The sequence below is a fragment of the Acidovorax sp. T1 genome (assembly GCF_002176815.1).
GTDB lineage: Bacteria > Pseudomonadota > Gammaproteobacteria > Burkholderiales > Burkholderiaceae_C > Acidovorax.
This window is the reverse complement of sequence record NZ_CP021648.1, coordinates 1328320-1349177: the sequence shown is the minus strand read 5'-3', so window position 1 is coordinate 1349177 and position 20858 is coordinate 1328320. Positions and strand designations below refer to the sequence as shown.

Sequence of the window (20858 nt, the reverse complement as noted above, 5' to 3'; positions counted from 1 at the left end):
CTATCATAAAAAGAGCAAACCGGACACCGCTGCCGCGCGGTGGGCTGCCTTGGGCTCAACTGCGGCGCGGCTTGCGGCCCTTGCTTTTGCCGGCGTTGCCGTTGGCGGCGGCCTTCTTGGCCGATGACTTTGCCTTGGCCGGAGAGCGCGCGGCCTGCTCCCGCGTCATCGAGGCGCGCTCGGTGGCAGACAACTCAGGTGCCGGTGCGCGCTGGCGGCCCGCCGAACGGCCACCCGCCTTGCGCGCGCCATCCGATTGCGGCGCCACGCCCTTGTCCTTGAGTGCGCGGCCCAGCAGTTCCTCACCCTCGCGGATCAGGCGGAAATCGATCTTGCGTCCATCCAGGTCCACGCGGCTGACCTGCACGCGCACCCGCGTGCCAATCGAATAACGGATACCCGTGCGTTCACCGCGCAGCTCCTGGCGCGCTTCGTCGAACTTGAAGTATTCGCCGCCCAGCTCGGTGATGTGCACCAGGCCTTCGACGTACATCGCATCCAGCGTCACGAAAATGCCGAAGCTGGTGGCCGCGCTGACCACGCCGCTGTATTCCTCGCCCAGATGCTCGCGCATGTATTTGCACTTGAGCCAGGCCTCGACATCGCGGCTGGCCTCGTCGGCGCGGCGCTCGTTGGCGCTGCAGTGCAGGCCGGCGGCCTCCCAGGCCTGCGTATCGCGGCTGGGGGGCGGCACATCCTTGCGCGGCTTGGTGCCCGGCGCCGCCACGCGGGCCGCCAGGCGCTTGGCCAGCTTGGCATGGGCCTCGCCCGGGGTGGGCAGCGCGGGCAGCTTGTATTTGCTCTTGCCCAGAATGGCCTTGATGACACGGTGCACCAGCAGGTCGGGGTAGCGCCGGATCGGGCTGGTGAAGTGCGTGTAGGCATCGAATGCCAGGCCGAAGTGACCGCTGTTGACGGGCGTGTAGATGGCCTGCTGCATGGAGCGCAGCAGCATGGTGTGGATCTGCTGCGCGTCGGGCCGGTCTTTGGTGGCCTCGGCAATCGCCTGGAACTCCGACGGATGGGGGTTGTCGCCAATCGTCATGCCCACCGCCATGGCCTTGAGGTAACCGCGCAGAATTTCCTGCTTCTCGGGCGTAGGGCCTTCGTGCACACGGAACAGGCCTGGCTGGCCACCCTGCGCGATGAAGTCGGCGCTGCACACGTTGGCCGCCAGCATGGCTTCCTCAATCAGCTTATGGGCATCGTTGCGGGTGCGCGGCACGATCTTTTCAATGCGGCCGTTCTCGTCGCAGATGATTTGCGTCTCGGTGGTTTCAAAGTCCACCGCGCCGCGCTCACGGCGCGCCACCAGCAGCGCACGGTACACGTCGTGCAGGTTGATCAGGTCCTTGACCCGGTCCTTGCGTTTGCTGGCCTCGGGGCCACGGGTGTTGGCCAGGATGGCCGCCACCTCGGTGTAGGTGAAGCGCGCGTGGCTGTACATCACGGCCGGGTAGAACTGGTAGGCCTGCACCTCGCCCTTGGCGGTGACCAGCATGTCGCAGACCATGCACAGGCGCTCCACCTCGGGGTTGAGCGAGCACAGGCCGTTGCTCAGCTTCTCGGGCAGCATGGGGATCACGCGGCGCGGGAAATACACACTGGTGGCGCGGTCGTAGGCGTCGATGTCGATGGCGCTGCCGGTCTCCACATAGTGGCTCACGTCGGCAATGGCCACCAGCAGGCGCCAGCCCTTGGAGCGGCCGACCTTGGCGGGCTCGCAATAGACGGCGTCGTCAAAGTCGCGCGCGTCTTCGCCGTCGATGGTGACCAGGGGCACATCGGTCAGGTCCACGCGCTGGCGCTTGTCCTGCGCGCGCACCTTGTCGGGCAGCTCCTTGGCCTGCGCCAGGCATTCGGCAGAAAACTCATGCGGCACGCCATATTTGCGCACCGCAATTTCGATTTCCATGCCCGGGTCGTCCACCTCGCCCAGCACCTCGGTGATGCGCCCCACGGGCTGGCCAAACAGCGCCGGGGGCTCGGTCAGCTCGACCACCACCACCTGCCCTGGCTTGGCCGCGCCGGTGGCGCCCTTGGGGATCAGCACATCCTGCCCGTAGCGCTTGTCTTCAGGCGCCACCAGCCAGACGCCGCTTTCCTGCAGCAGTCGGCCGATCAGGGGCTGCGGCGGGCGTTCGATGATTTCCACCACGCGCCCCTCGGGGCGGCCGCGGCGATCCTGGCGCACGATGCGCACACGCACACGGTCCTTGTGCAGGACTGCGCGCATTTCATTGGGGGGGATGTAGATGTCGCCTTCGCCGTCATCGCGAATGACGAATCCATGGCCGTCGCGGTGCCCCTGTACGCTGCCTTCAATTTCGTCCGACAGATGCGCAGCGGGTGCGTCGGGGGTAATTTTTTTGATATACAATCTTAGACTTTCCTGAAATGCCCAGGTGGCGGAATTGGTAGACGCACTAGTTTCAGGTACTAGCGAGTAACATCGTGGAGGTTCGAGTCCTCTCCTGGGCACCAAGTTTAACGAGAACCGGTTACGGTTTTTCAACTATTCAAGCCACTGCACTCGCAGTGGCTTTTTTATTTTCCGCAGCCCAAATGCATCCACGGCCGGCGCATTCCCGAGCGCAACGCGAAATGCAAAAATCTTCGCACCAAGGCCTGCAGCCTCAAAAAGATGCTCTATAATTTGATTCTTTCCTGAAATGCCCAGGTGGCGGAATTGGTAGACGCACTAGTTTCAGGTACTAGCGAGTAACATCGTGGAGGTTCGAGTCCTCTCCTGGGCACCAAAATATTAAAAGCCGTTGCAATCGCAACGGCTTTTTTGCTTTCCGGAGCGGCAATCATCCAGCCCGGCCATGTCGGTTCCGACGAGCACATCCACCCCATCCGCCTCGGGAGCCGAGCGCCGCCAGGATAAGCCCCGGCTGAGCCGCAAGCTTGCTCGCAATATCCTTACCGGGGGATCGCCCCAGAAGTGCAGCAAACCGCAATCACGCCTGGACGCCACCGCAACCTCCACGTCCTTCATCTCAAAAGGACGTGGACTCATGCGGCGCTCATCCAATCACTTGCGCAGCAAGGTTTTCAGCACGTTCTGCAGACGGCGCGCGCTGGCGGCGTCACTGGCACTGGCCAGGACACGCGCAGTATCTTGCCCCCAGGTCTGGGCGGGCGCCGGATCGTTGCGGCGCGTGAGCAACTGCAATTGCAGCATCCGGCGCGCGCCGATGTGCTCTGCCGGGGTGGGCGCCTCGGCGGCCATTTCCAGGCGAAGCAAGGCCTCGGCAGCATCGCCTGTGGCGGGGGCAGAAAGCGCCTGCGACCAGGCACCACGCACAGCGGCCGTCACCCGGCCGCCCAGTTCCTGCGTACCGGGCAACAGCGCCGCATCGCGCTTTTCCCAGGCGGTCAACAACTGGGTCAGCGCTTCACCATGGGCCTGCGCAGCCAGCTTCTTGAGCGCCAGCTGTGCGTGCTCCATGGCGTCGCGCTGGGCACGGAAAGCCGTGTCACCCAGGCGCGGCCCGCGGTCTTCGTAAGTGGGGCGATCACCGAAGCGGCCGCCACGGTCATTGCGGTCGCCAAAATGGCTGTCTGCACGCGGGCCCCGACCGGCATCGCGATCACCCCGGCCATCGCGGCGATCGCCCGGACGCCCGCCACGACCTGGCGCTGCAGGCGCATCTTTCTTCATGCCGGGGCGGTCGTCGCCACGCACCGCCACCACCGGACGCACTGGCGGCTTGGGCGCGGCAGGTGCGGCGGTAGGCGCTTCTTGAGCGCCTTCATCAGCCACATCCGATGCTATATTTTCAATAGCTTCTTGCGCAGATGGGGCGGGCGCTTCAAGCTGATTTTGTGCATCTTTCTGCGCCGATGCCACGGCCTGCGCCGTCTGGGCCTGCCCGTGCAGCGCGGCTTCCAGCGCCTGCATGGCGGTGCGAATCTGCTGCGCGTCGCCCGTGGCGTTGGCGGCTTCCAGCGCCTTGGAGGCCTCCAGCACCACCCGGTCGCGTGCGCTCAGTTCGGTCACGGCCTTCTCGCGGTCTGCCGACTTGCGGTTGAAGGCTTCGTCAATCGGTTTGCGGAAGGCATCCCACAGCTTTTGCTCATGCTTGCGATCGAGCGGCACGGCCTGCGCCTCGGCCTGCCAGCGCTGCTGCAAGGCCTTCACGGCGTCAATGCGCAGCGTGGGTGCAGCGCCCAGCGCCACGGCCTCGTCAATCATGGCGTGGCGACGGGCCAGGCTCTCTTTCTGTGCGCTCTCTAGTGGCGCAGCGGCAGCGGCAATGACCTGCTTCCACAGTGGCTGCAGTTCGGCAAAGATCTTTTCGCCCACATGGCCGCCCTCACGCCAACGGTCGCCAAACTGGTGCAATGCACGGTTGATGGCCTTCCAGTCGCCCGAGGCGGCATGCTCCTGTGCCCACGCCTTGACCTCTTCGATCAGTGCCACACGCTGGGCCTTGTGCTCGGCAGCTTCGGTACGGATTTTTTCGAGCCAGGCTTCGACCACCTTGTGCGCGGCATTGCACGCCTCATCAAACTTTTTCCACAACGCATGGTTGGGCGCACCGCCCTGGTCTGACTGCTTCCACTGCTCGCGCAACTGGCGCAGAGATTCCTGCATCTTGCGGCCACCCAGGGCCTGGCCATCGGGACGATGGAGCAGCCCCTCGGCCTTGGCGACCAGGTCTTCGCGCACCTGGTCTGCACTCCAACGCTGCCAGCCTTCGAGCTCGCCAGCAGCCACCAGCGCGGCGTGCACCTGGTGCTCCAAAGGAGTATCGATGTGCTTGCCATGCACCTTCAGCACCGCACGCAGCGCAGCAGCAGCACCTGCGCTGGCCTTGCCGTGACCTTCGGCGGTTTCCTTTTCCAGGGTCGCCAAGGCATCGCGCACGATCTGCGCGGCTTTTTCAACGACCTCCGGAGCGACTTTAGGTTTGACTGCGCGGGCGGGCTTGGCTGCTGCGGCGGCGGCCGCTGCCTCGGTCGGCAACCCCCGCGCGGCACGCAACTCATCGGCCCACACAGGCACAGGAGGCAGAGGCGCTGCGGCGTCGTCGGCCGCCGCAGCGGCTTGCGCCACGGCGGGCTGGAAGGCGTCCCACACCACCAGCAGCTGCGTGCGCGATGCCTCCAGCAGCGGCGGAAAGCGTGCCTCCACACTGGCCCAGCTGGCGTCGCCCGTCAGCTCCTGAGCCTGCTCCTGCCAGCGGGCGACGTCGGCACGCAGCAATTCGAGCGCAGCATGGGCATCCTTCCAGGACTTGGTAGAAAGCACCTCGATGCGCTGGGCCAGCAGCACGGCGGCTTCCCGCTGCACCTGAACACGGTGCTGCAGGTCTTCGATCACCTTCACCCGATCGGCCACCTGCACCTTGAGCAGAGACAGGGGTTCGCGCGACAGGGGCGCGCCCGCTTTGGCCGCATCACGCTGCCACGCCAGAGCGTCGGCAATGTTGAGCTTGGGAGCCGCCAGCAATGCCTGGGCTTTCTCGGCCCACTCGGCCGCAATGGCCTCCTGGCCCTTGGCACGGCGGATTTCATCCAGCCGTTCACGCACCGCGCGTGCGGCGCCCTTGTCACGCCCGCTCAGCTCCTTGAATACCTCCTGGAGTTGCTCAGGCGCAGGTTGGGACGCGAGCCAGTCACGAATTCTGGAAGCCCGCTCACTCGACGTGGCAGCCGAAAAGGCGCCACCAGTCAGCGCGTCCAGCGGATGCGACTCTTGGGTTTTGGCCGGGGCCGGATTCACTTCAGGTGCGTCGGACATTTTGCTGCGAGAAAAAAAAGGAAACATGGATCCAATGGATGACGAGGGCCGTACAAGCTACTTTGGCAAGCGGGCCGCGGCGGCGACAGGCAATGCACGCCTGCGGGTAAAAGTGCTATTTTCACCGGGTTCCAGCAAAAGACCACGCCACGGTCTTGGCCACACATTCCAGGAAATGATCTGGCGCAAGCCGGTCAGGTCGGCTGACGCAGGCAGGTCAATTGATGGACTGCGTCTCCTGGCGCAACGAGGTACACCACAGAGAACCACCCCATTATCTCTATATATGTGCGCTACAGGCGCACAGACCCGTTCGCCCAGCCTGCCCGCAGACGCCCAGGACTGCCGCACCAACAAGAAAGCCCGGCGAACAGACCTCATGGTCTGCCCACCGGGCTTGACGGCTGACACAACGGTCTTTGCCATCATTTCGCAACCTGGAGATGAAGATCCACGTTGCGAGGAGACAAGGGATTGCCTCCAAGGCTTGCCATAAAAGCTGCATCTGCTGCACCGGGGCACTGCATGCCTTCGGCGGGAGACTTTGCCCAGTCTGGCGATGCCTGCATGCGCAGGCGAAGCAACCTTAGCAAATTCGCCGAACCGACTCAAATTGCATTCTCAATGGGCAGCAAGGCCGCGATTAAATTTGACATACGGGCGTCACAAAACACCCCCGCAACCACTCCGTGAAATTTCCAGAATTCAGCCATTCACTGGGTTTTTTCACATATTTATTATAATAAATAAGTATATAAACAAACATTGTTAGTATTGACTTGGCATTAAGTGAGCTTCTAGAATCCGCCAGCCCACAACAGGGCTGGTAAAAACCCCAACCCGCTGCCGAACCCGGCTAAGTCAATTCAATGCGTTGCGTCATGAACAAAGCAAAAAAATTGATGGCGTACCAATCCAGGTGAATCCCCGAACCGATGCCCGTCGTTGACGGCCGCATCGCCAGCAGGAGTCGCCTCAGAAAGGAAGAGCTATGACAGCGTCAGGAAAAATTGTCTCCGGCGTACGAACTTTCGTTGCCGACGTGACCGAAGGTTTCCTTGAAATCACCCACAACAGTTTTGCCCTCATCGGGCTGGCCGTTGCCTTTGTCGTTTTGACCCTCACTGCCCGCCCGGACCTGCGCCAGGCGGGTGAGGAGCAGCTGAGAGACTGGCTGCAGTCCCGCCAGGTCGCCCTGCTGGACATGCCCGTCGAGCTGGATGCCAGCGAGCGCGCCACCGCCAGCAACCCCAAGGACCTGCCCAAGGAGCAGGCTGCTGTGGCTTACTGGTTGAGCAAGAAGTACCGCGTTGCGCCAGAGCCCCTGAGCGCACTGGTGGCTGAAGCCTATGAGGCCGGTGCACGCACCAAGATAGATCCCACCCTGATCCTGGCCATCATGGCCATCGAATCAAGCTTCAACCCGTTTGCCCAAAGTGCGGTGGGGGCCCAGGGTCTGATGCAGGTCATGACGCGAATTCATACCGACAAGTATGAAAACTTTGGCGGCCATTTCGCGGCATTCGACCCGGTCACCAACCTGCGCGTCGGCGTGAAGGTGCTGCAGGAATGCATTGCGCGGGCTGGATCGGTCGAAGGCGGGCTGCGCTACTACGTGGGCGCGGCCAATCTGCCCGATGACGGCGGTTACACCGCCAAGGTGCTGGCCGAACATTTCCGGCTGCGCCAGGTCGCGGGTGGACGCTCCGCCCCCATGAACCCGCCCGCCACCCTGTCGACCCAGGCCCCGGCCCGCACCGTCCCCGTCACCACACCTGCCGCCGCCGTCGCCACCCCTGACGAGGCTGACGGCGACAAGATTGCCCTGCTTTAACCCCCCTGGCAACCAGCAGTCCGACGAGGCAATGGGGCGCCGGTCAGCTACACTAGGGGCGTACGCGACTGGCGATAGGCGCGGCTCCCACAAGGGTGCCGCCGCTGACGTGGAAACCGGCAAGGGCACGCCTCTTGTGAACCACTAGGGAGCGTGCCGCAAGGGTTCAAAACCTTCTGCGTTCCGCCGTTCGCCTGGGCAGCCCTTGTTTCAAGGGACATCAGTTCATAGGACTGCCATGTACCACCGCAATATTCTTGTCGAACAAACCGACCCCGAACTCTTTACTGCCATCCAGGCCGAAAACAAGCGCCAGGAAGAGCACATCGAGCTGATTGCCAGCGAAAACTACGCCTCGCCCGCCGTCATGTGGGCCCAGGGCACGCAGCTGACCAACAAGTACGCCGAAGGCTACCCCGGCAAGCGCTACTACGGCGGCTGCGAGCATGTAGACGTGGCCGAGCAACTGGCCATCGACCGCGTCAAGCAGATCTTCGGCGCCGAAGCCGCCAACGTACAGCCCCACTGCGGCGCATCTGCCAACGAGGCCGTGTTCCTGGCTTTCCTCAAGCCCGGCGACACCATCATGGGCATGAGCCTGGCAGAAGGCGGCCACCTGACGCACGGCATGCCGCTGAACATGTCGGGCAAGTGGTTCAACGTGGTCTCCTACGGCCTGGATGCCAACGAAGCCATCGACTACGAAGCGATGGAAAAGAAGGCCCACGAAACCAAGCCCAAGCTCATCATCGCCGGTGCCTCGGCCTACAGCCTGCACATCGACTTTGCGCGCTTTGCCAAGGTGGCCAAGGACGTGGGTGCGATCTTCATGGTGGACATGGCCCACTACGCGGGCCTGATCGCCGCCGGCGTGTACCCCAACCCCGTGCCCCACGCCGACGTGGTCACCTCCACCACGCACAAGAGCCTGCGCGGCCCCCGTGGCGGCATCATCCTGATGAAGGCCGAGCACGAAAAGGCTATCAACAGCGCCATCTTCCCCGGCCTGCAAGGTGGCCCGCTGATGCACGTGATCGCAGCCAAGGCCGTGGCCTTCAAGGAAGCTCTGCAGCCCGAATTCAAGGCCTATCAGGAGCAAGTAGCGAAGAACGCCAAGGTGGTGGCAGAGACGCTGACGGCTCGCGGCCTGCGCATCGTGAGCGGCGGCACCCAAAGCCACGTGATGCTGGTGGACCTGCGCGCCAAGGGCATCACCGGCAAGGAAGCCGAGGCCGTGCTGGGCGCCGCCCACATGACCATCAACAAGAACGCAATCCCCAACGACCCTGAAAAGCCAATGGTGACCAGCGGCGTGCGCATTGGCACCCCGGCCATGACCACGCGCGGCTTCAAGGAAGAAGAGGCCCGCATCACCGCCAACCTGATTGCCGACGTGCTGGACAACCCGCGCGACGAAGCCAACATCGCCGCCGTGCGCGCCAAGGTCAACGCGCTGACGGCACGTTTCCCGGTCTACGGTTAATCCCGGCGCATTGCCCTCATGAAGTGCCCCTTCTGCAGCCACCTGGAGACGCAAGTCGTCGAGACCCGGGTGTCCGAGGATGGGGTCTTCATCCGCCGCAGGCGCCAGTGCGGCGCCTGCGAAAAGCGCTTCACCACCTACGAGCGGCCGGAAGTGAGCTTTCCGGCCATCGTCAAAAAGGACGGCCGCCGCATCGAATACGAGCGCGGCAAGCTGCTCGCCTCATTCAACCTGGCGCTGCGCAAGCGGCCCGTGAGCACCGTCCAGATCGACAGCGCCATTGAGCGCATCGAGGAAAAACTGCTCAACCTGGGGCAGCGCGAGGTGCTTTCCAGCCGCATTGGTGAACTGGTCATGCGCGAGCTCAAGAAGCTCGACAAGGTGGCCTACATCCGTTTTGCCAGCGTGTACCGCAGCTTCGAAGATATCGACGACTTCCGTGCGATGGTCGACGAGGTTCGCAAGTAAATTGAGCCAGATTTAGCACATTTTTGGCCCGCAGCGCTTATGCATCAAGCGCTATCAGCTATCAATCAAATAGCAATTTCTGACCGGAGCACGGTCGCCGGCAGGCCACATGGCGCAGAGGCAGCGGGCTTGCACCCGCAACAGTTCACTATCAAAAAAAGAGCTATCAGCGCTTGATACACAAGCGCCAGCGGCACTTTTGATGGTTACCGGCTTGATCCCGTGCCCTGGGCACTGCGGGTGATGCGGTTCGTCGCCGGGGGTGCCACGGGGCTGTGGGCGCGGAAATAGGCCTCCAGCGCGTCCAGATCCTGGCCGCCGCCCAGCATGTCGGGTGCCTGCGCGAATGCCGTGAAATTGTCGCCGCCGCTGGCCAGGAAGTTGCTCATGGCGACGCGCACACGGGTCTCGTCGGTCACTGGCTGGCCATGCAGCAGCATGTGGCTGATGCGCTCGCCGGCCGGCCGCGAGAGATCGTAGGCATAGCCAAACCCCGCCGACACCGACAGCACGCGCGGCCGCTCTGGCGTGTTGGTGCCGCTGTGAAACTGCTGCTCCAGCGCCGCACGCAGCTGGGCCCCGGTGAGGGCCTTGACCACCAGGTGGTTGCCAAAAGGCTGCACGGCAAACAGCTGTCCATAGCGCACCACCCCTTGCCCGTCGGGCACCAGATCGGCACGCACACCACCAGGGTTCATGACGGACATCTGCGCCCCGCCCTGCTCGGGCAGGCGCGTTGCTGCCAGTTGGGCGTCGGCAATCAGGTTGCCCAGCGGTGATTCGAGCGATGGGCCGGGTTGCCGCACGATGGCAGCGGTGGCCTGCCCCACGGGCCGCTGGACCAGCGGCACGGCTGCCGCGCGGTAGGTGGAAACGATGTGCTGCACGCCGGGGTCGGCAGAAAACACGGGCACGACGGCTTTCGTGTCCACCCGGCCCTGCGGGCCCGTGAACCCTTCGCCCTGCACGATGACCTGGCGCGCCGCCTTGCGCAGCACGCGGCGGGTGCGGGTGTCCACGCGCAGGGCAATCTCGGTGACCAGCGTGCCATACAGGCCTGCGCTGGTCAGCAGAAACGGGCGCTGCGGGTTCACGCTGGCGTAGTCGCAAACATAGGCCCGGTGCGTGTGGCCCGAGACCACCACGTCCACGGCGGGGTCGAGCTGCTCAAGGATGGGGACGATGTCGCCGCTCAGCCCCGCGCAGCTGGTTTCGGTGATGCCTGCCGTGGTGCTGCCGCCCTCGTGGATCACCACCACGATCACATCGACGCCCTGAGCCCGCAGTTGCGGCACGAGCGCGTTGGCGGTGGCGGCCTCGTCCTCGAACCGCAACCCGGCCACGCCAGTGGGCGACACCATAGTGGGCGTGGCCTTGAGCGTGAGGCCAATGAACCCCACGGTGACTGTGGCACCCCCTTCATGAAAACGCTTGAGCCCCGTGGCAGGCAAGAGCGTCTGGCCATCCTCGCGCACGGTGTTGGCAGCCAGAAAGCCAAAGCGGGCCCCGTCAAAAGGCCGGGAAATCTGGCAGGGCGTGCGCACGGTGAACTGCTCGCAACCGCCGTGCTGCAGCCGCAGCAGCTCGCGCCAGCCGCGGTCGAATTCATGGTTGCCCACGGCGTTGAAATCAATCTGCATGCGGTTGACGGCCTCGACGGTGGGCTCGTCCAGAAACAGGGCCGAGGCCAGTGGCGAAGCCCCCACCATGTCGCCGGCGGACACCACCGCGTGGTGCGGATTGCGGGCCTTGAGCGCCGCAATGGCGCTGGCCAGATAGGCCGCGCCACCCGCCGGCACGGCCACAGCCCCCGCAGGCCCCGGCACGCTGACCGCCAGGCGTGGCGGTTCCAGGTGGCCGTGCAGGTCGTTGAAGCCGATCAGCGTGATGTCGATGTGCTGCGGCGCCGGTGCCACGGCGGCACAGCCTGCCAGGGCCGCCAACACACCCATGGCAGCGGCAGTGCGCACGCCCCGGCGCAACAACCACCGGGCCATCACGGGCAACCGGGCCACCTGAGTCCTTAAAGAATCGAAGCCCGGATGGGCGGCACGCCGGCCACCACATCGGCGCACTGGGCGCGGTGGCGCAGGGCGTGCTCCATGACCACCAGGGCCAGCAGCGCCTCGGCAATGGGTGCGGCGCGGATGCCCACGCAGGGGTCATGGCGGCCCTTGGTGATCACTTCGACGCTCTGGCCGTGGATGTCGATCGACTCGCGCGGACTGATGATGGAGCTGGTGGGCTTGATGGCGATGCTCACTTCCAGGTCTTGCCCGGTGCTGATGCCTCCGAGCACACCACCCGCGTTGTTGCTGCGAAAGCCTTCCGAGCTCATGGAATCGCCATGCGTGGTGCCTCGCTGCGCCACGCTGGCGAAGCCGGCGCCAATCTCCACGCCCTTGACCGCGTTCAGGCCCATCATCGCGTAGGCGATATCGGCATCGAGCTTGTCATACAGCGGCTCGCCCAGCCCCACCGGCACGCCCGTGGCCTGCACGCGGATGCGGGCACCGCACGAATCCCCGGCCTTGCGCAGGGCGTCCATGTAGTCCTCGTACTGGGCCACGTCGGCCACGGGCGCAAAGAAGGGGTTGCTGTGCACATGCTCCCAGCTCTCGAACGGAATCGCCAGCTCGCCCAGTTGCGTCATGCAGGCACGGAACTGCACGCCATATTGCTGGGCCAGCCATTTCTTGGCCACCGCGCCAGCCGCCACCGTGGGCGCCGTGAGGCGGGCTGACGAGCGGCCGCCGCCGCGCGGATCGCGGATGCCGTATTTGTGCCAGTAGGTGTAGTCGGCATGGCCGGGGCGAAAGCTCTCGGCGATGTTGCTGTAGTCTTTGCTGCGCTGGTCGGTGTTGCGGATCAGCAGGGCAATGGGGGTGCCGGTGGTCTTGCCCTCGTACACGCCCGAGAGGATTTCGACCGCATCGGGTTCATTGCGCTGCGTGACATGGCGGCTGGTGCCGGGGCGGCGGCGGTCGAGGTCGGCCTGGATGTCGGCCTCGGCCAGCGGCATGCCGGGCGGGCAGCCGTCGATCACGCAGCCAATGGCCGGGCCGTGGGATTCACCAAAGTTGGTGACTGCGAATAGGGTGCCGAAAGTGTTGCCGCTCATGGTGCCGGATTATCCCAGAGCCTTGAGTACGGACGGCGCTTCCCCGGGGCTTTACCGCACTGCCGCATGACACACCGGGGTGACAAAGCACCTCGCCGTGAGCAAAAATCGTACAAGCTGGCGCCTTTATGCTTGGCAGCGCACTGCGGGCTTGCTAGCATCAACCATCGCTTTCTGATACCCCATGCCCGCTTTAGCGCCGCCCTCACCCGGTCCTGCATTGCCGAACCGTGCCTCGCCACCCGCCCCCGTGGCAGATATGCCACTTCGCCGGGCGCTGGATGCCAGCGACAACGCCATTGTTCTGACCGACAGCGACAAGCGCGTGGTCTACGTCAACGGAGGCTTCACGCGGCTGTTTGGTTATGAGCCCGATGAAGTATTGGGCAAGCTCCTGAGCGATGTACTGCTGGGCCCATACGCAAACCCGGATCTGCTCACGAACATCCGTGCCGACGTCCTGACACAAGGCCAGACACAAGGCCAGTTTCATACCGATACGCTGCTCTACGGCAAGACGGGGCAGCCACGGTGGGTGTCGCTAGTGATCAACGCCTCCAAGGAGGACGCCGGAGGTCCGGGGGGCAGCATCTCGATATTGACAGACATCACGCTCACGAAGATGCACGAGGTGCTGCAAACGCGCGTGCTCGAAGGCATGGTCAATGAACTGCCCCTGCCCGAGCTGATGACCCTGGCCTGCCGTGAGGTTGAACGCATTGCCCCCGAGGTCACGGCCACCATCCTGGCGGTGGACGCACAGGGTCTGCTGCACCCGTTGGCGGCGCCCAGCCTGCCTGCCACCATCAGCCGCGCACTGGATGGACAGCCCATTGGCCCCAAGGCAGGCTCGTGCGGCACGGCCGCTTTCCGCAACGCGCCCGTGGTCGTCACCGACATTGCATCAGACCCGCTGTGGGACGGCTACCGTGACCTGTTTGCGGACAGCGGGATGCGCGCCTGCTGGTCGAGCCCCATCCGCGACCACCGGGGCCAGCCGATCGGCACCTTTGCCTTTTATTTTCGCGAGCCCCGCGCGCCCGACGCGCTGCACCAGCGGCTGGTGGAGGTGTGCCTGCACCTGTGCGCGCTGGCCATTGAACGTGACAGCACGCACCAGCGCATCCACCAGCTGGCATTTTTTGACGTGCTGACCGGGTTGCCCAACCGCGCCCTCTTTCGCAGCAGCGCAGAGCGCGCCCTGGCCGACCTTCAGAAAAAAGGCCGTCCGGGCGCCCTGCTATTTGTGGACCTGGACCGGTTCAAGCAGGTCAACGACACCCAAGGGCACGCCGCAGGCGACGTACTGCTGAGCGAAGTGGCCAAGCGCCTGACGCAAGGCCTGCGTGCCCGCGATCTGATCGCCCGCCTGTCGGGCGACGAATTTGTGCTGCTGTTGTCCGAGTGCACCACCGAACAGGCGGTGCAAAGCGCCCACCGCGTGCTGCACGATATCGCCCAGCCGCTAGACATCCTGGGGCAGACCCATGTGCCCCACGCCAGCATCGGCATTGCGATGTTTCCGAACGATGGTGACACCATCGACACGCTGCTACGCCATGCCGACCAGGCCATGCACCAGGCCAAGAGCGACCACCGGCACAGCATGCAGCTGTTCAGTGCCGAGATGAACCGCCGCGTGCAGGAACGCGCCTCGCTGGAGCGCGCGTTGCAGCAGGCGCTGGCCGAACGCAGCCTCACGTTGCACTACCAGCCCCAGGTGCTCAGCAGCTCGCCCGGCACACTGCATGGCGTGGAAGCCCTGGCGCGCTGGAACCACCCGCAGTGGGGCATGGTGCCGCCGTCGCAGTTCATCCCTGTGGCCGAGGACGCCGGGCTGATCCATGAGTTGACCTTGTGGTTGCTGGATGAAGCCTGCCGGCAGCTGGCGGCCTGGCGCTCTGCAGGCCATGACGTGCCCTGCGTGGCCGTCAACCTGTCGGGCCGCAGCTTCCACCGGCCCGAGTTTGCCCAGGAGATCAGCGATGCACTGGAGCGCCATGGCCTGCGCACCAGCGACGTGCTGCTGGAGATCACCGAGAGCGTGATGATGGATGCGCGGCCGGTCACGCTGCAAAACATCAAGGCGCTGCACCACAAGGACTTCAAGCTGTCGCTCGATGACTTTGGCACCGGCTACTCCAGCCTGAGCTATCTGCACCGCCTGCCCATCAGCGAGCTCAAGCTCGACATGGCCTTTGTGCAGGACCTGACCACCAGCGCCACGGCGCGCGCCCTCACGGTGTCGGTGCTGAGCATTGCGCACAGCCTGGGCATGGTGGTAGTGGCCGAGGGCGTTGAGACCACCGGCCAGCAGCAGTGGCTGCAGGCCCACGGCTGTCCGGTGATGCAGGGCTACCTGTTTGGCAAGCCGCTGCCGCCCGATGAGATTGAAGCCTGGCTCTGCGCAAAGGCGACAGAGCTGCGCTGAGAACAACGCCCGGAATCGCGGGCGACGCGGCGGTCAGCCGCTACGGGACTCGTCTTCCGGCCAGTCGCGGATGTAGGCCTTGAGCATTTTGTTCTCGAAATTCTGGGCGTCCACCACGGCCTTGGCCACGTCATAAAAGCTGATCACACCCATCAGCATCTTGCGGTCCATCACAGGCATGTAGCGCGCGTGGCGGTCCAGCATCATGCGGCGCACCTCGTCCATGTCGGTTTCGAGCGTGCAGGTCAGGGGATGGTCGTCCATGGCCGAGCGGACCAGCATGGCGCCCACGCTGCCACCGTTGCGCACGGTTGCCTGGATCACTTCGCGGAAGGTGAGCATGCCCACCAGGTCGCCCAACTCCATCACCACCAGCGAACCAATGTCTTTTTCCGCCATCACGCTCAAGGCAACGGCGATGGGTTCGTCCGGTGTCACGGTGTAGAGTGTGTTTCCTTTGACGCGAAGGATGTCGCTGACTTTCATGGTTTTGTCTCCGAGGGCGCGCTGGGCGCAACAGGCTGGTTCACGGCAAATATAGCCCACAATGCCCGCCTGCATTGACAACATGGGAGACACAAGATGCCCGGTTACTCCGACCCCGGCTTTGACACGCTGGCGCTGCACGCAGGCGCCAGCCCCGACCCCGCCACCGGCGCGCGTGCCGTGCCCATCCACCTGACGACCTCGTTCGTCTTTGAATCAAGCGACCATGCCGCTTCGCTGTTCAACCTCGAACGTCCAGGCCATGTGTACAGCCGCATCAGCAACCCGACCAACGCGGTGCTGGAGCAGCGCGTTGCGGCGCTGGAGGGCGGCGTGGGCGCGATTGCCGTGGCCAGCGGCCAGGCCGCGCTGCACCTGGCCATCGCCACGCTGATGGGCGCGGGCAGCCACATCGTGGCCAGCACGGCACTGTATGGTGGCTCGCAAAACCTGCTGCACTACACGCTGGCACGCTTTGGCATCGAGACCACCTTTGTCAAGCCCGGCGACATCAACGGCTGGCGCGCCGCCGTGCGCCCCAACACCAAGCTGTTCTTTGGCGAGACCGTGGGCAACCCGGGCCTGGATGTGCTGGACATCCCCACCGTTTCATCCATCGCCCACGAGGCAGGCGTGCCGCTGCTGGTGGACTCCACCCTCACCTCGCCCTGGCTCATCAAGCCGTTTGAACATGGCGCCGATCTGGTCTACCACTCGGCCACCAAATTCCTCTCGGGCCACGGCACCGTGGTGGGTGGCATCGTGGTGGATGGCGGCAGCTTTGACTGGGACGGCCCAAAATCGGCCGGCAAGTTTGCCGAACTGACCCAGCCCTACGACGGCTTTCACAACATGGTGTTCACCGAAGAGAGCACCGTGGGCGCCTTTTTGCTGCGCGCCCGCCGCGAGGGCCTGCGCGACTTTGGCGCCTGCATGAGCCCGCACACGGCCTGGCTCATCCTGCAGGGCATCGAAACCCTGCCCTTGCGCATGGAACGCCACATGCGCAACACGGAAAAGGTGGTGGAGTTCCTGGCCGCGCAGCCCTTTGTGTCGCGGGTGGGCCACCCCATGCTGGCATCGCACCCCAGCCATGCGCTGGCGCAAAAGCTGCTGCCGCGTGGGGCGGGCTCGGTGTTCAGCTTCGACCTCAAGGGCAACCGCGAGCAGGGCAAGAAGTTCATCGAAACCCTCAAGGTCTTCAGCCACCTGGCCAACGTGGGCGACTGCCGCAGCCTCGTGATCCACCCGGCCAGCACCACGCATTTCCGCATGACCGACGAAGCCCTTGCCAACGCCGGCATCAGCCAGGGCACGATCCGGCTGTCCATTGGCCTCGAAGACGCCGACGACCTGATCGACGATCTGAAGCGCGCCCTCAAGGCGGCCGAGAAAGCGGGGGCCTGACCATGCATATCCAAGTCAACGGCAGCCCCGTCTATTGCTACACCGGCGGCAAGGCCTTCGACGCCGCCAAGCCCACTGTGGTGCTCATCCATGGCGTACTCAACGACCACAGCGTGTGGGCCCTGCAAAGCCGCTACCTGGCCAACCACGGCTGGAACGTGCTGGCCATCGACCTGCCCGGCCACTGCCGCAGCGGCGGCGATGCCCCGGCCAGTGTTGAGCAAGGCGCTGCTTTTGTGGCGACGCTGCTTGATGCCCTGGGCATTGAGCGCGCCGCTCTGGTGGGCCACAGCTGGGGCTCACTGATTGCGCTGGAAGCAGCCGCGCAAATGGGCCCGCGCGTGAGCCACCTGGTGCTGGTGGGAACGGCCTACCCGATGAAGGTGTCGCCCGCCCTCATCGAATCGGCATTGAACGAGCCAGAGAAAGCGCTGCGCATGGTCAACGTGTTCTCGCGCAGCACGCTGGCGCCACCCTCGGGTGCGGGCTTCTGGGTGTATGGCGCGGGCATGGCGCTGGGCCGCAAGGTGCTGCGCAGCAACCCGCAGGTCAACCTGTTCCACCGGGGCTTCGTGGCCTGCGACAGTTATGCCAACGGCGAGCAGGCCATGGCCCAGGTGCAGTGCCCGGTGCTATTTGCACTGGGTACGCAAGACCAGATGACGGTCCCCAAGGCCGCGCAGGGCCTGATCGCCATTGCCCGCAACGCGGGCAAGTCCGTGCAGGTGGTCAACCTACCGGTTGGGCACAACCAGATGACCGAGGCCCCCGACGGCACACTGATGGCCATTCGGGATTTTTTGAACGCATGAGCATGCCACCTGTTTGATCCCAAAGCAGCTTTTTTGCCGACCTGCCCCAGCAAGGGTCGCGGTCAGGCGGGTCGGATATTCTGGTTGGTGCTGAACAGGTTGGCTGGGTCGTACTGGCGCTTGATCTGCGCCAGCCGCGCGTAGTTCTGGCCGTAGGCCGCCTTCACCCGGTCGCTCTCGTCGTCGGTCAGAAAATTGACATAGACACCGCCGCTGGCATAGGGCGCCGACGCCTTGAAGAAGTCGCGCGCCCAGCCCATGCAGCGCGCGTCATCGGCCGGGTCGTCCCAGCGGCCGTGCACATTCATGACGAAGCGGGCGTCCCGGTGGGCATAGGCGGCGGCATCGGGCGCTGGCCGGGTGGTGGCGCCGCCAATGGCCCCGAAAAATATCTCGCACTGGGGCGATGGCAAGGTTGCGATGTAGTCAATGACTGCATCGAACAGCCCATCCTTGAGTTCCGAAAAATTGTGCGATTTCCAGTAGTTGCGTGCGCCGGGTGTGAGCAGCGGATCAAAGGCTTTCTGCCAGGCCACGTAGGGCATCACATCGACATGGGTGCCGGCTGGCGTGCCAAAGCGGTACAGCGGCTCGACCAGCGCTTTTCCCTGCGCCGGGTCGCCGGTGTAGAGCAGCGCCAGCACGATGACCTCATGGCCATGCACGCTTTCAGGCAGGAACGGCAGCGGCGGCGCCTTGCGCAAAACCACCCAGACCGACAGTTCGTCAGGCGCCTTGTCCATGAATTCGCGGTACTGCTGCAGCACCTGTTTGGCCTCGGCCATCGGAAACACGATCAGCCCAGCCAGCAGGTTCGGGCCCACGGGATGCAGCCGGAACCCGAAACGTGTCACCACGCCAAAATTGCCGCTGCCGCCGCGCAGCGCCCAGAACAGGTCCGGATGCTCGGTGGCGCTGGCATGCAGCACCTCGCCTGCTGCCGTCACCACTTCGGCCGATTCCAGGTTGTCGATGCTCATGCCGTATTGGCGGCTGAGCCAGCCAAAACCGCCGCCCAGCGTGAGGCCGGCGACGCCGGTGGTGGAGTTGATCCCGAGCGGCGTCGCCAGGCCATGGGCCTGGGTGGCGGCGTCAAAATCCGCCAAAGTGGCACCGCCTTCAATGGTGATGCGCCGCGCATCGGCATCCACCTGTGCGGCCTTCATCTGCGAGAGGTCGATGACGATACCGTCGTCGCACAGCGCGCTGCCGGCAATGTTGTGCCCGCCACCGCGCACCGCCAGTGGCAGGCCCTGGTTTCGCGCAAAATTCACCGCATGCACCACATCCAGAGTGGTGGTGCAGCAGACGATGGCTGCAGGGTGCTTGTCGATCATCCCGTTCCAGACCTTGCGCGCGGTGTCATAGGCAGGGTCACCCGCAAGAATGACCGTTCCCTGAAGCCCCGCTTTCAACGCCTCGGCCTGCCTGGCTTGCAAATTTTTCATGGTCTTCTCCTTTGCTGCGGCGGAATTCGCCCCTTGCACAAAGGATGGAGAAAGACCGACCGGTCACTCCTGATCCGTTGCGTGAGAAATTGACCGCTGGTGCGGTTTAGCACCACGCCGCAGCCCTTGCAAGGCACGCTGCCATCTGGAATAAAGACTTACTTTTCACTTACCAGCAGCTGCGCAACGAGACCAGCCGCAAATCACCATCCAGCGCTTTTCTCACAAGCGCCAGCAGCTATTCTTTTTGGAGCAAATCCGACAGATGCAATTGCGCCAGCCCGGCGCTGCCCCACAGCGGCGCCAGGCTGGCGGAGCGGTCCAGCAACAGGCGCTGCAGCAGGGGCTCCAGCAGGGTTCTGTCGGGGTCGGCCAGCAGCACATAGCGCGGCTCGGGGTCGTCGGCAGCGCTCTGCGCCGGGTCGTTGGTGCGCCCCACCCAGTCGAGCGCCGTCAGGGTATCGAGCACCGGCGCCAGTTGCAGCACGTCCACGCGCAGCAGCTGCGCCAGCTGGCTGGCACGCAAGCCCTTGCCGATGTGGCGGCGCGCGCGCTGCAGCTCCTGCAGCACCTCTACCGCCAGCTGGAAAGCCCAGCCCGGCACCGTGCCGCGCCGCGCCACGCCGGCCAGCAGGCTGGGCAGATAGGCCGTGACCACCGCCCCCAGCAGCACGATGACCCACGCCACATAGATCCAGACCAGCAAGATAGGCAGCGTGGCAAAGGTGCCATACACCACCGAATAGGTCGGCACCTTGCCCAGGTAAAGGGCCAGCACCTTCTTGGCCAGTTCGATGCACACGGCCACGAACAGGCCGCCTGCCCAGGCGTGGCGCCACTTCACGGGCGTGTTGGGCACATAGTGGTACAGCGCCGCCATGCCAGCGGCCAGCACCAAAAATTCGATGGAATCGAACAGCAGGCGCACTCCATCGGGCACAGCCCGCACCAGCCCGCCCGAGGCCGACATCACATACGAGGTGAGCGCCAGGCTGGCGCCCAGCACCACCGGCCCCAGCGTGATGGCGGCCCAGTAGATCAGCACCCGCTGCCCCAGCGGCCGCAGGCGCCGCACGCGCCAGATGTTGTTGAGGGTGCGGTCGATGGTCAAGATCAGCGCCAGCGCCGTCACCAGCAAGATGCTGAAACCCGCCACCCCCAGCCGGCTGGCCTGGGCCGCGAACTGCGTGAGGTAGCCCAGCACCTGGCGCGAAATGCTGTCGGGCACCAGGCTGTCCACCAGCCAGCGCTGCAGCACGCCCTGCAGCTCGCCAAAGATAGGAAACGCCGTGAACAAGGCCAGCGCCACGGTCACAAAAGGCACCAGGGCCAGCACGGTGGTGAACGTGAGGCTGCTGGCCGTCAGGCCCAGGCGGTCTTCACGAAAGCGCTCGCGCAGCGTCTGGGCGGTGGTTTGCCAGGGAAAGTGCGACAGCTCGGTCAGCAACGCCTGCAGGCGCTGGACTATGGTCTGTGGGGTCAGGGACATGGCCGATATGATCCTATGCCCGGCCACGGACCACGGGATGGCTTTGATAACGCTGCATGGATGCTGACTGTTTGTGCTGGATCAAGCGCGCATTGTGGGCCCAACCGCCCGGCGGGTGCGCAGCCCG

Annotated in this window: 14 protein-coding genes, 2 tRNA genes and 1 riboswitch; of the genes, 8 read left to right on the top strand and 8 right to left on the bottom strand. The window is 64.6% G+C overall.

Annotated features, from left to right (window positions below; translation table 11 throughout):
- Window positions 1-55: 55 nt before the first annotated feature.
- Window positions 56-2380, bottom strand: coding sequence for a ribonuclease R (rnr, locus tag CCX87_RS06420; RefSeq protein ID WP_087744775.1), 2325 nt, complete (start codon window positions 2378-2380; stop codon window positions 56-58).
- Between the two features lie 19 nt (window positions 2381-2399).
- Between rnr and CCX87_RS06415 the strand changes: the two genes are divergently transcribed.
- Together CCX87_RS06415 and CCX87_RS06410 are read left to right on the top strand one after the other, a co-directional pair.
- Window positions 2400-2484, top strand: a tRNA-Leu gene (locus CCX87_RS06415).
- A 190-nt stretch (window positions 2485-2674) separates the two neighbouring features.
- Window positions 2675-2759 (top strand) — tRNA-Leu (locus CCX87_RS06410).
- Window positions 2760-2764: 5 nt separating this feature from the next.
- Here CCX87_RS06410 and CCX87_RS20735 read toward each other — a convergent pair.
- Together CCX87_RS20735 and CCX87_RS06405 are read right to left on the bottom strand one after the other, a co-directional pair.
- Complete coding sequence (locus tag CCX87_RS20735; protein ID WP_143218328.1) at window positions 2765-3022, bottom strand: hypothetical protein; 258 nt, start codon at window positions 3020-3022, stop codon at window positions 2765-2767.
- Window positions 3023-3037: 15 nt separating this feature from the next.
- Window positions 3038-5779, bottom strand: a complete 2742-nt coding sequence (locus tag CCX87_RS06405) for a DUF349 domain-containing protein (protein WP_087744772.1) — start codon at window positions 5777-5779, stop codon at window positions 3038-3040.
- Between the two features lie 964 nt (window positions 5780-6743).
- Here CCX87_RS06405 and CCX87_RS06400 point away from each other — a divergent pair.
- From CCX87_RS06400 to nrdR, 3 genes are all read left to right on the top strand, one after another.
- Window positions 6744-7586, top strand: a complete 843-nt coding sequence (locus tag CCX87_RS06400) for a lytic transglycosylase domain-containing protein (protein WP_087744769.1) — start codon at window positions 6744-6746, stop codon at window positions 7584-7586.
- 54 nt (window positions 7587-7640) lie between these two features.
- Window positions 7641-7793: riboswitch (ZMP/ZTP riboswitch) on the top strand.
- A 31-nt stretch (window positions 7794-7824) separates the two neighbouring features.
- Window positions 7825-9069 carry a serine hydroxymethyltransferase gene (gene glyA / locus CCX87_RS06395; RefSeq protein ID WP_087744766.1) on the top strand — a complete coding sequence of 415 codons (1245 nt, stop codon included), beginning with the start codon at window positions 7825-7827 and terminating at the stop codon, window positions 9067-9069.
- 18 nt (window positions 9070-9087) lie between these two features.
- A complete protein-coding gene (gene nrdR, locus CCX87_RS06390) occupies window positions 9088-9537 on the top strand; it encodes a transcriptional regulator NrdR (protein ID WP_087744763.1) in 450 nt (149 codons plus the stop codon).
- Window positions 9538-9743: 206 nt separating this feature from the next.
- Here the strand turns inward: nrdR and CCX87_RS06385 are convergent, their stop codons facing one another.
- Entirely contained in the window at window positions 9744-11489 is a 1746-nt protein-coding gene (locus CCX87_RS06385; protein ID WP_232476549.1) for a bifunctional metallophosphatase/5'-nucleotidase, read from the bottom strand.
- 71 nt (window positions 11490-11560) lie between these two features.
- The gene (gene aroC, locus CCX87_RS06380) at window positions 11561-12658 is read right to left on the bottom strand and encodes a chorismate synthase (RefSeq protein ID WP_087744758.1); all 1098 of its coding nucleotides are present in this window, start codon (window positions 12656-12658) and stop codon (window positions 11561-11563) included.
- Window positions 12659-12917: 259 nt separating this feature from the next.
- On the opposite strand from aroC, the gene CCX87_RS06375 reads away from it, so the two are divergent.
- A complete protein-coding gene (locus tag CCX87_RS06375; protein ID WP_087748211.1) occupies window positions 12918-15089 on the top strand; it encodes a sensor domain-containing protein in 2172 nt (723 codons plus the stop codon).
- Between the two features lie 33 nt (window positions 15090-15122).
- On the opposite strand, the gene CCX87_RS06370 is transcribed toward CCX87_RS06375, so the two are convergent.
- Window positions 15123-15575: a CBS domain-containing protein gene (locus CCX87_RS06370; protein ID WP_087748210.1), complete on the bottom strand. Its 453-nt coding sequence runs from the start codon at window positions 15573-15575 to the stop codon at window positions 15123-15125.
- Between the two features lie 96 nt (window positions 15576-15671).
- Between CCX87_RS06370 and CCX87_RS06365 the strand changes: the two genes are divergently transcribed.
- On the top strand, window positions 15672-16982 hold the full coding sequence (locus CCX87_RS06365) for an O-acetylhomoserine aminocarboxypropyltransferase (protein ID WP_087744755.1): 1311 nt from the start codon (window positions 15672-15674) through the stop codon (window positions 16980-16982).
- A gap of 2 nt (window positions 16983-16984) precedes the next feature.
- Entirely contained in the window at window positions 16985-17794 is an 810-nt protein-coding gene (locus tag CCX87_RS06360) for an alpha/beta fold hydrolase (protein WP_087744752.1), read from the top strand.
- A gap of 62 nt (window positions 17795-17856) precedes the next feature.
- Here CCX87_RS06360 and CCX87_RS06355 read toward each other — a convergent pair whose 3' ends face one another.
- The gene (locus CCX87_RS06355) at window positions 17857-19242 is read right to left on the bottom strand and encodes an FAD-binding oxidoreductase (RefSeq protein WP_087744749.1); all 1386 of its coding nucleotides are present in this window, start codon (window positions 19240-19242) and stop codon (window positions 17857-17859) included.
- Window positions 19243-19480: 238 nt separating this feature from the next.
- Window positions 19481-20731 (bottom strand): YihY family inner membrane protein, encoded by a 1251-nt coding sequence (locus tag CCX87_RS06350; protein ID WP_087744746.1) that lies wholly within the window; start codon window positions 20729-20731, stop codon window positions 19481-19483.
- Window positions 20732-20858 lie beyond the last annotated feature (127 nt).

Coding starts and splice junctions, on each gene's coding strand:
- CCX87_RS20735 (WP_143218328.1), bottom strand. CDS start 3,022: ATGAGTCCACGTCCTTTTGAGATGAAGGACGTGGAGGTTGCGGTGGCG.
- aroC (WP_087744758.1), bottom strand. CDS start 12,658: ATGAGCGGCAACACTTTCGGCACCCTATTCGCAGTCACCAACTTTGGT.
- CCX87_RS06350 (WP_087744746.1), bottom strand. CDS start 20,731: ATGTCCCTGACCCCACAGACCATAGTCCAGCGCCTGCAGGCGTTGCTG.
- nrdR (WP_087744763.1), top strand. CDS start 9,088: ATGAAGTGCCCCTTCTGCAGCCACCTGGAGACGCAAGTCGTCGAGACC.
- CCX87_RS06375 (WP_087748211.1), top strand. CDS start 12,918: ATGCCACTTCGCCGGGCGCTGGATGCCAGCGACAACGCCATTGTTCTG.
- CCX87_RS06355 (WP_087744749.1), bottom strand. CDS start 19,242: ATGAAAAATTTGCAAGCCAGGCAGGCCGAGGCGTTGAAAGCGGGGCTT.
- CCX87_RS06360 (WP_087744752.1), top strand. CDS start 16,985: ATGCATATCCAAGTCAACGGCAGCCCCGTCTATTGCTACACCGGCGGC.
- CCX87_RS06370 (WP_087748210.1), bottom strand. CDS start 15,575: ATGAAAGTCAGCGACATCCTTCGCGTCAAAGGAAACACACTCTACACC.
- CCX87_RS06385 (WP_232476549.1), bottom strand. CDS start 11,489: ATGGGTGTGTTGGCGGCCCTGGCAGGCTGTGCCGCCGTGGCACCGGCG.
- CCX87_RS06365 (WP_087744755.1), top strand. CDS start 15,672: ATGCCCGGTTACTCCGACCCCGGCTTTGACACGCTGGCGCTGCACGCA.
- glyA (WP_087744766.1), top strand. CDS start 7,825: ATGTACCACCGCAATATTCTTGTCGAACAAACCGACCCCGAACTCTTT.
- CCX87_RS06405 (WP_087744772.1), bottom strand. CDS start 5,779: ATGTTTCCTTTTTTTTCTCGCAGCAAAATGTCCGACGCACCTGAAGTG.
- CCX87_RS06400 (WP_087744769.1), top strand. CDS start 6,744: ATGACAGCGTCAGGAAAAATTGTCTCCGGCGTACGAACTTTCGTTGCC.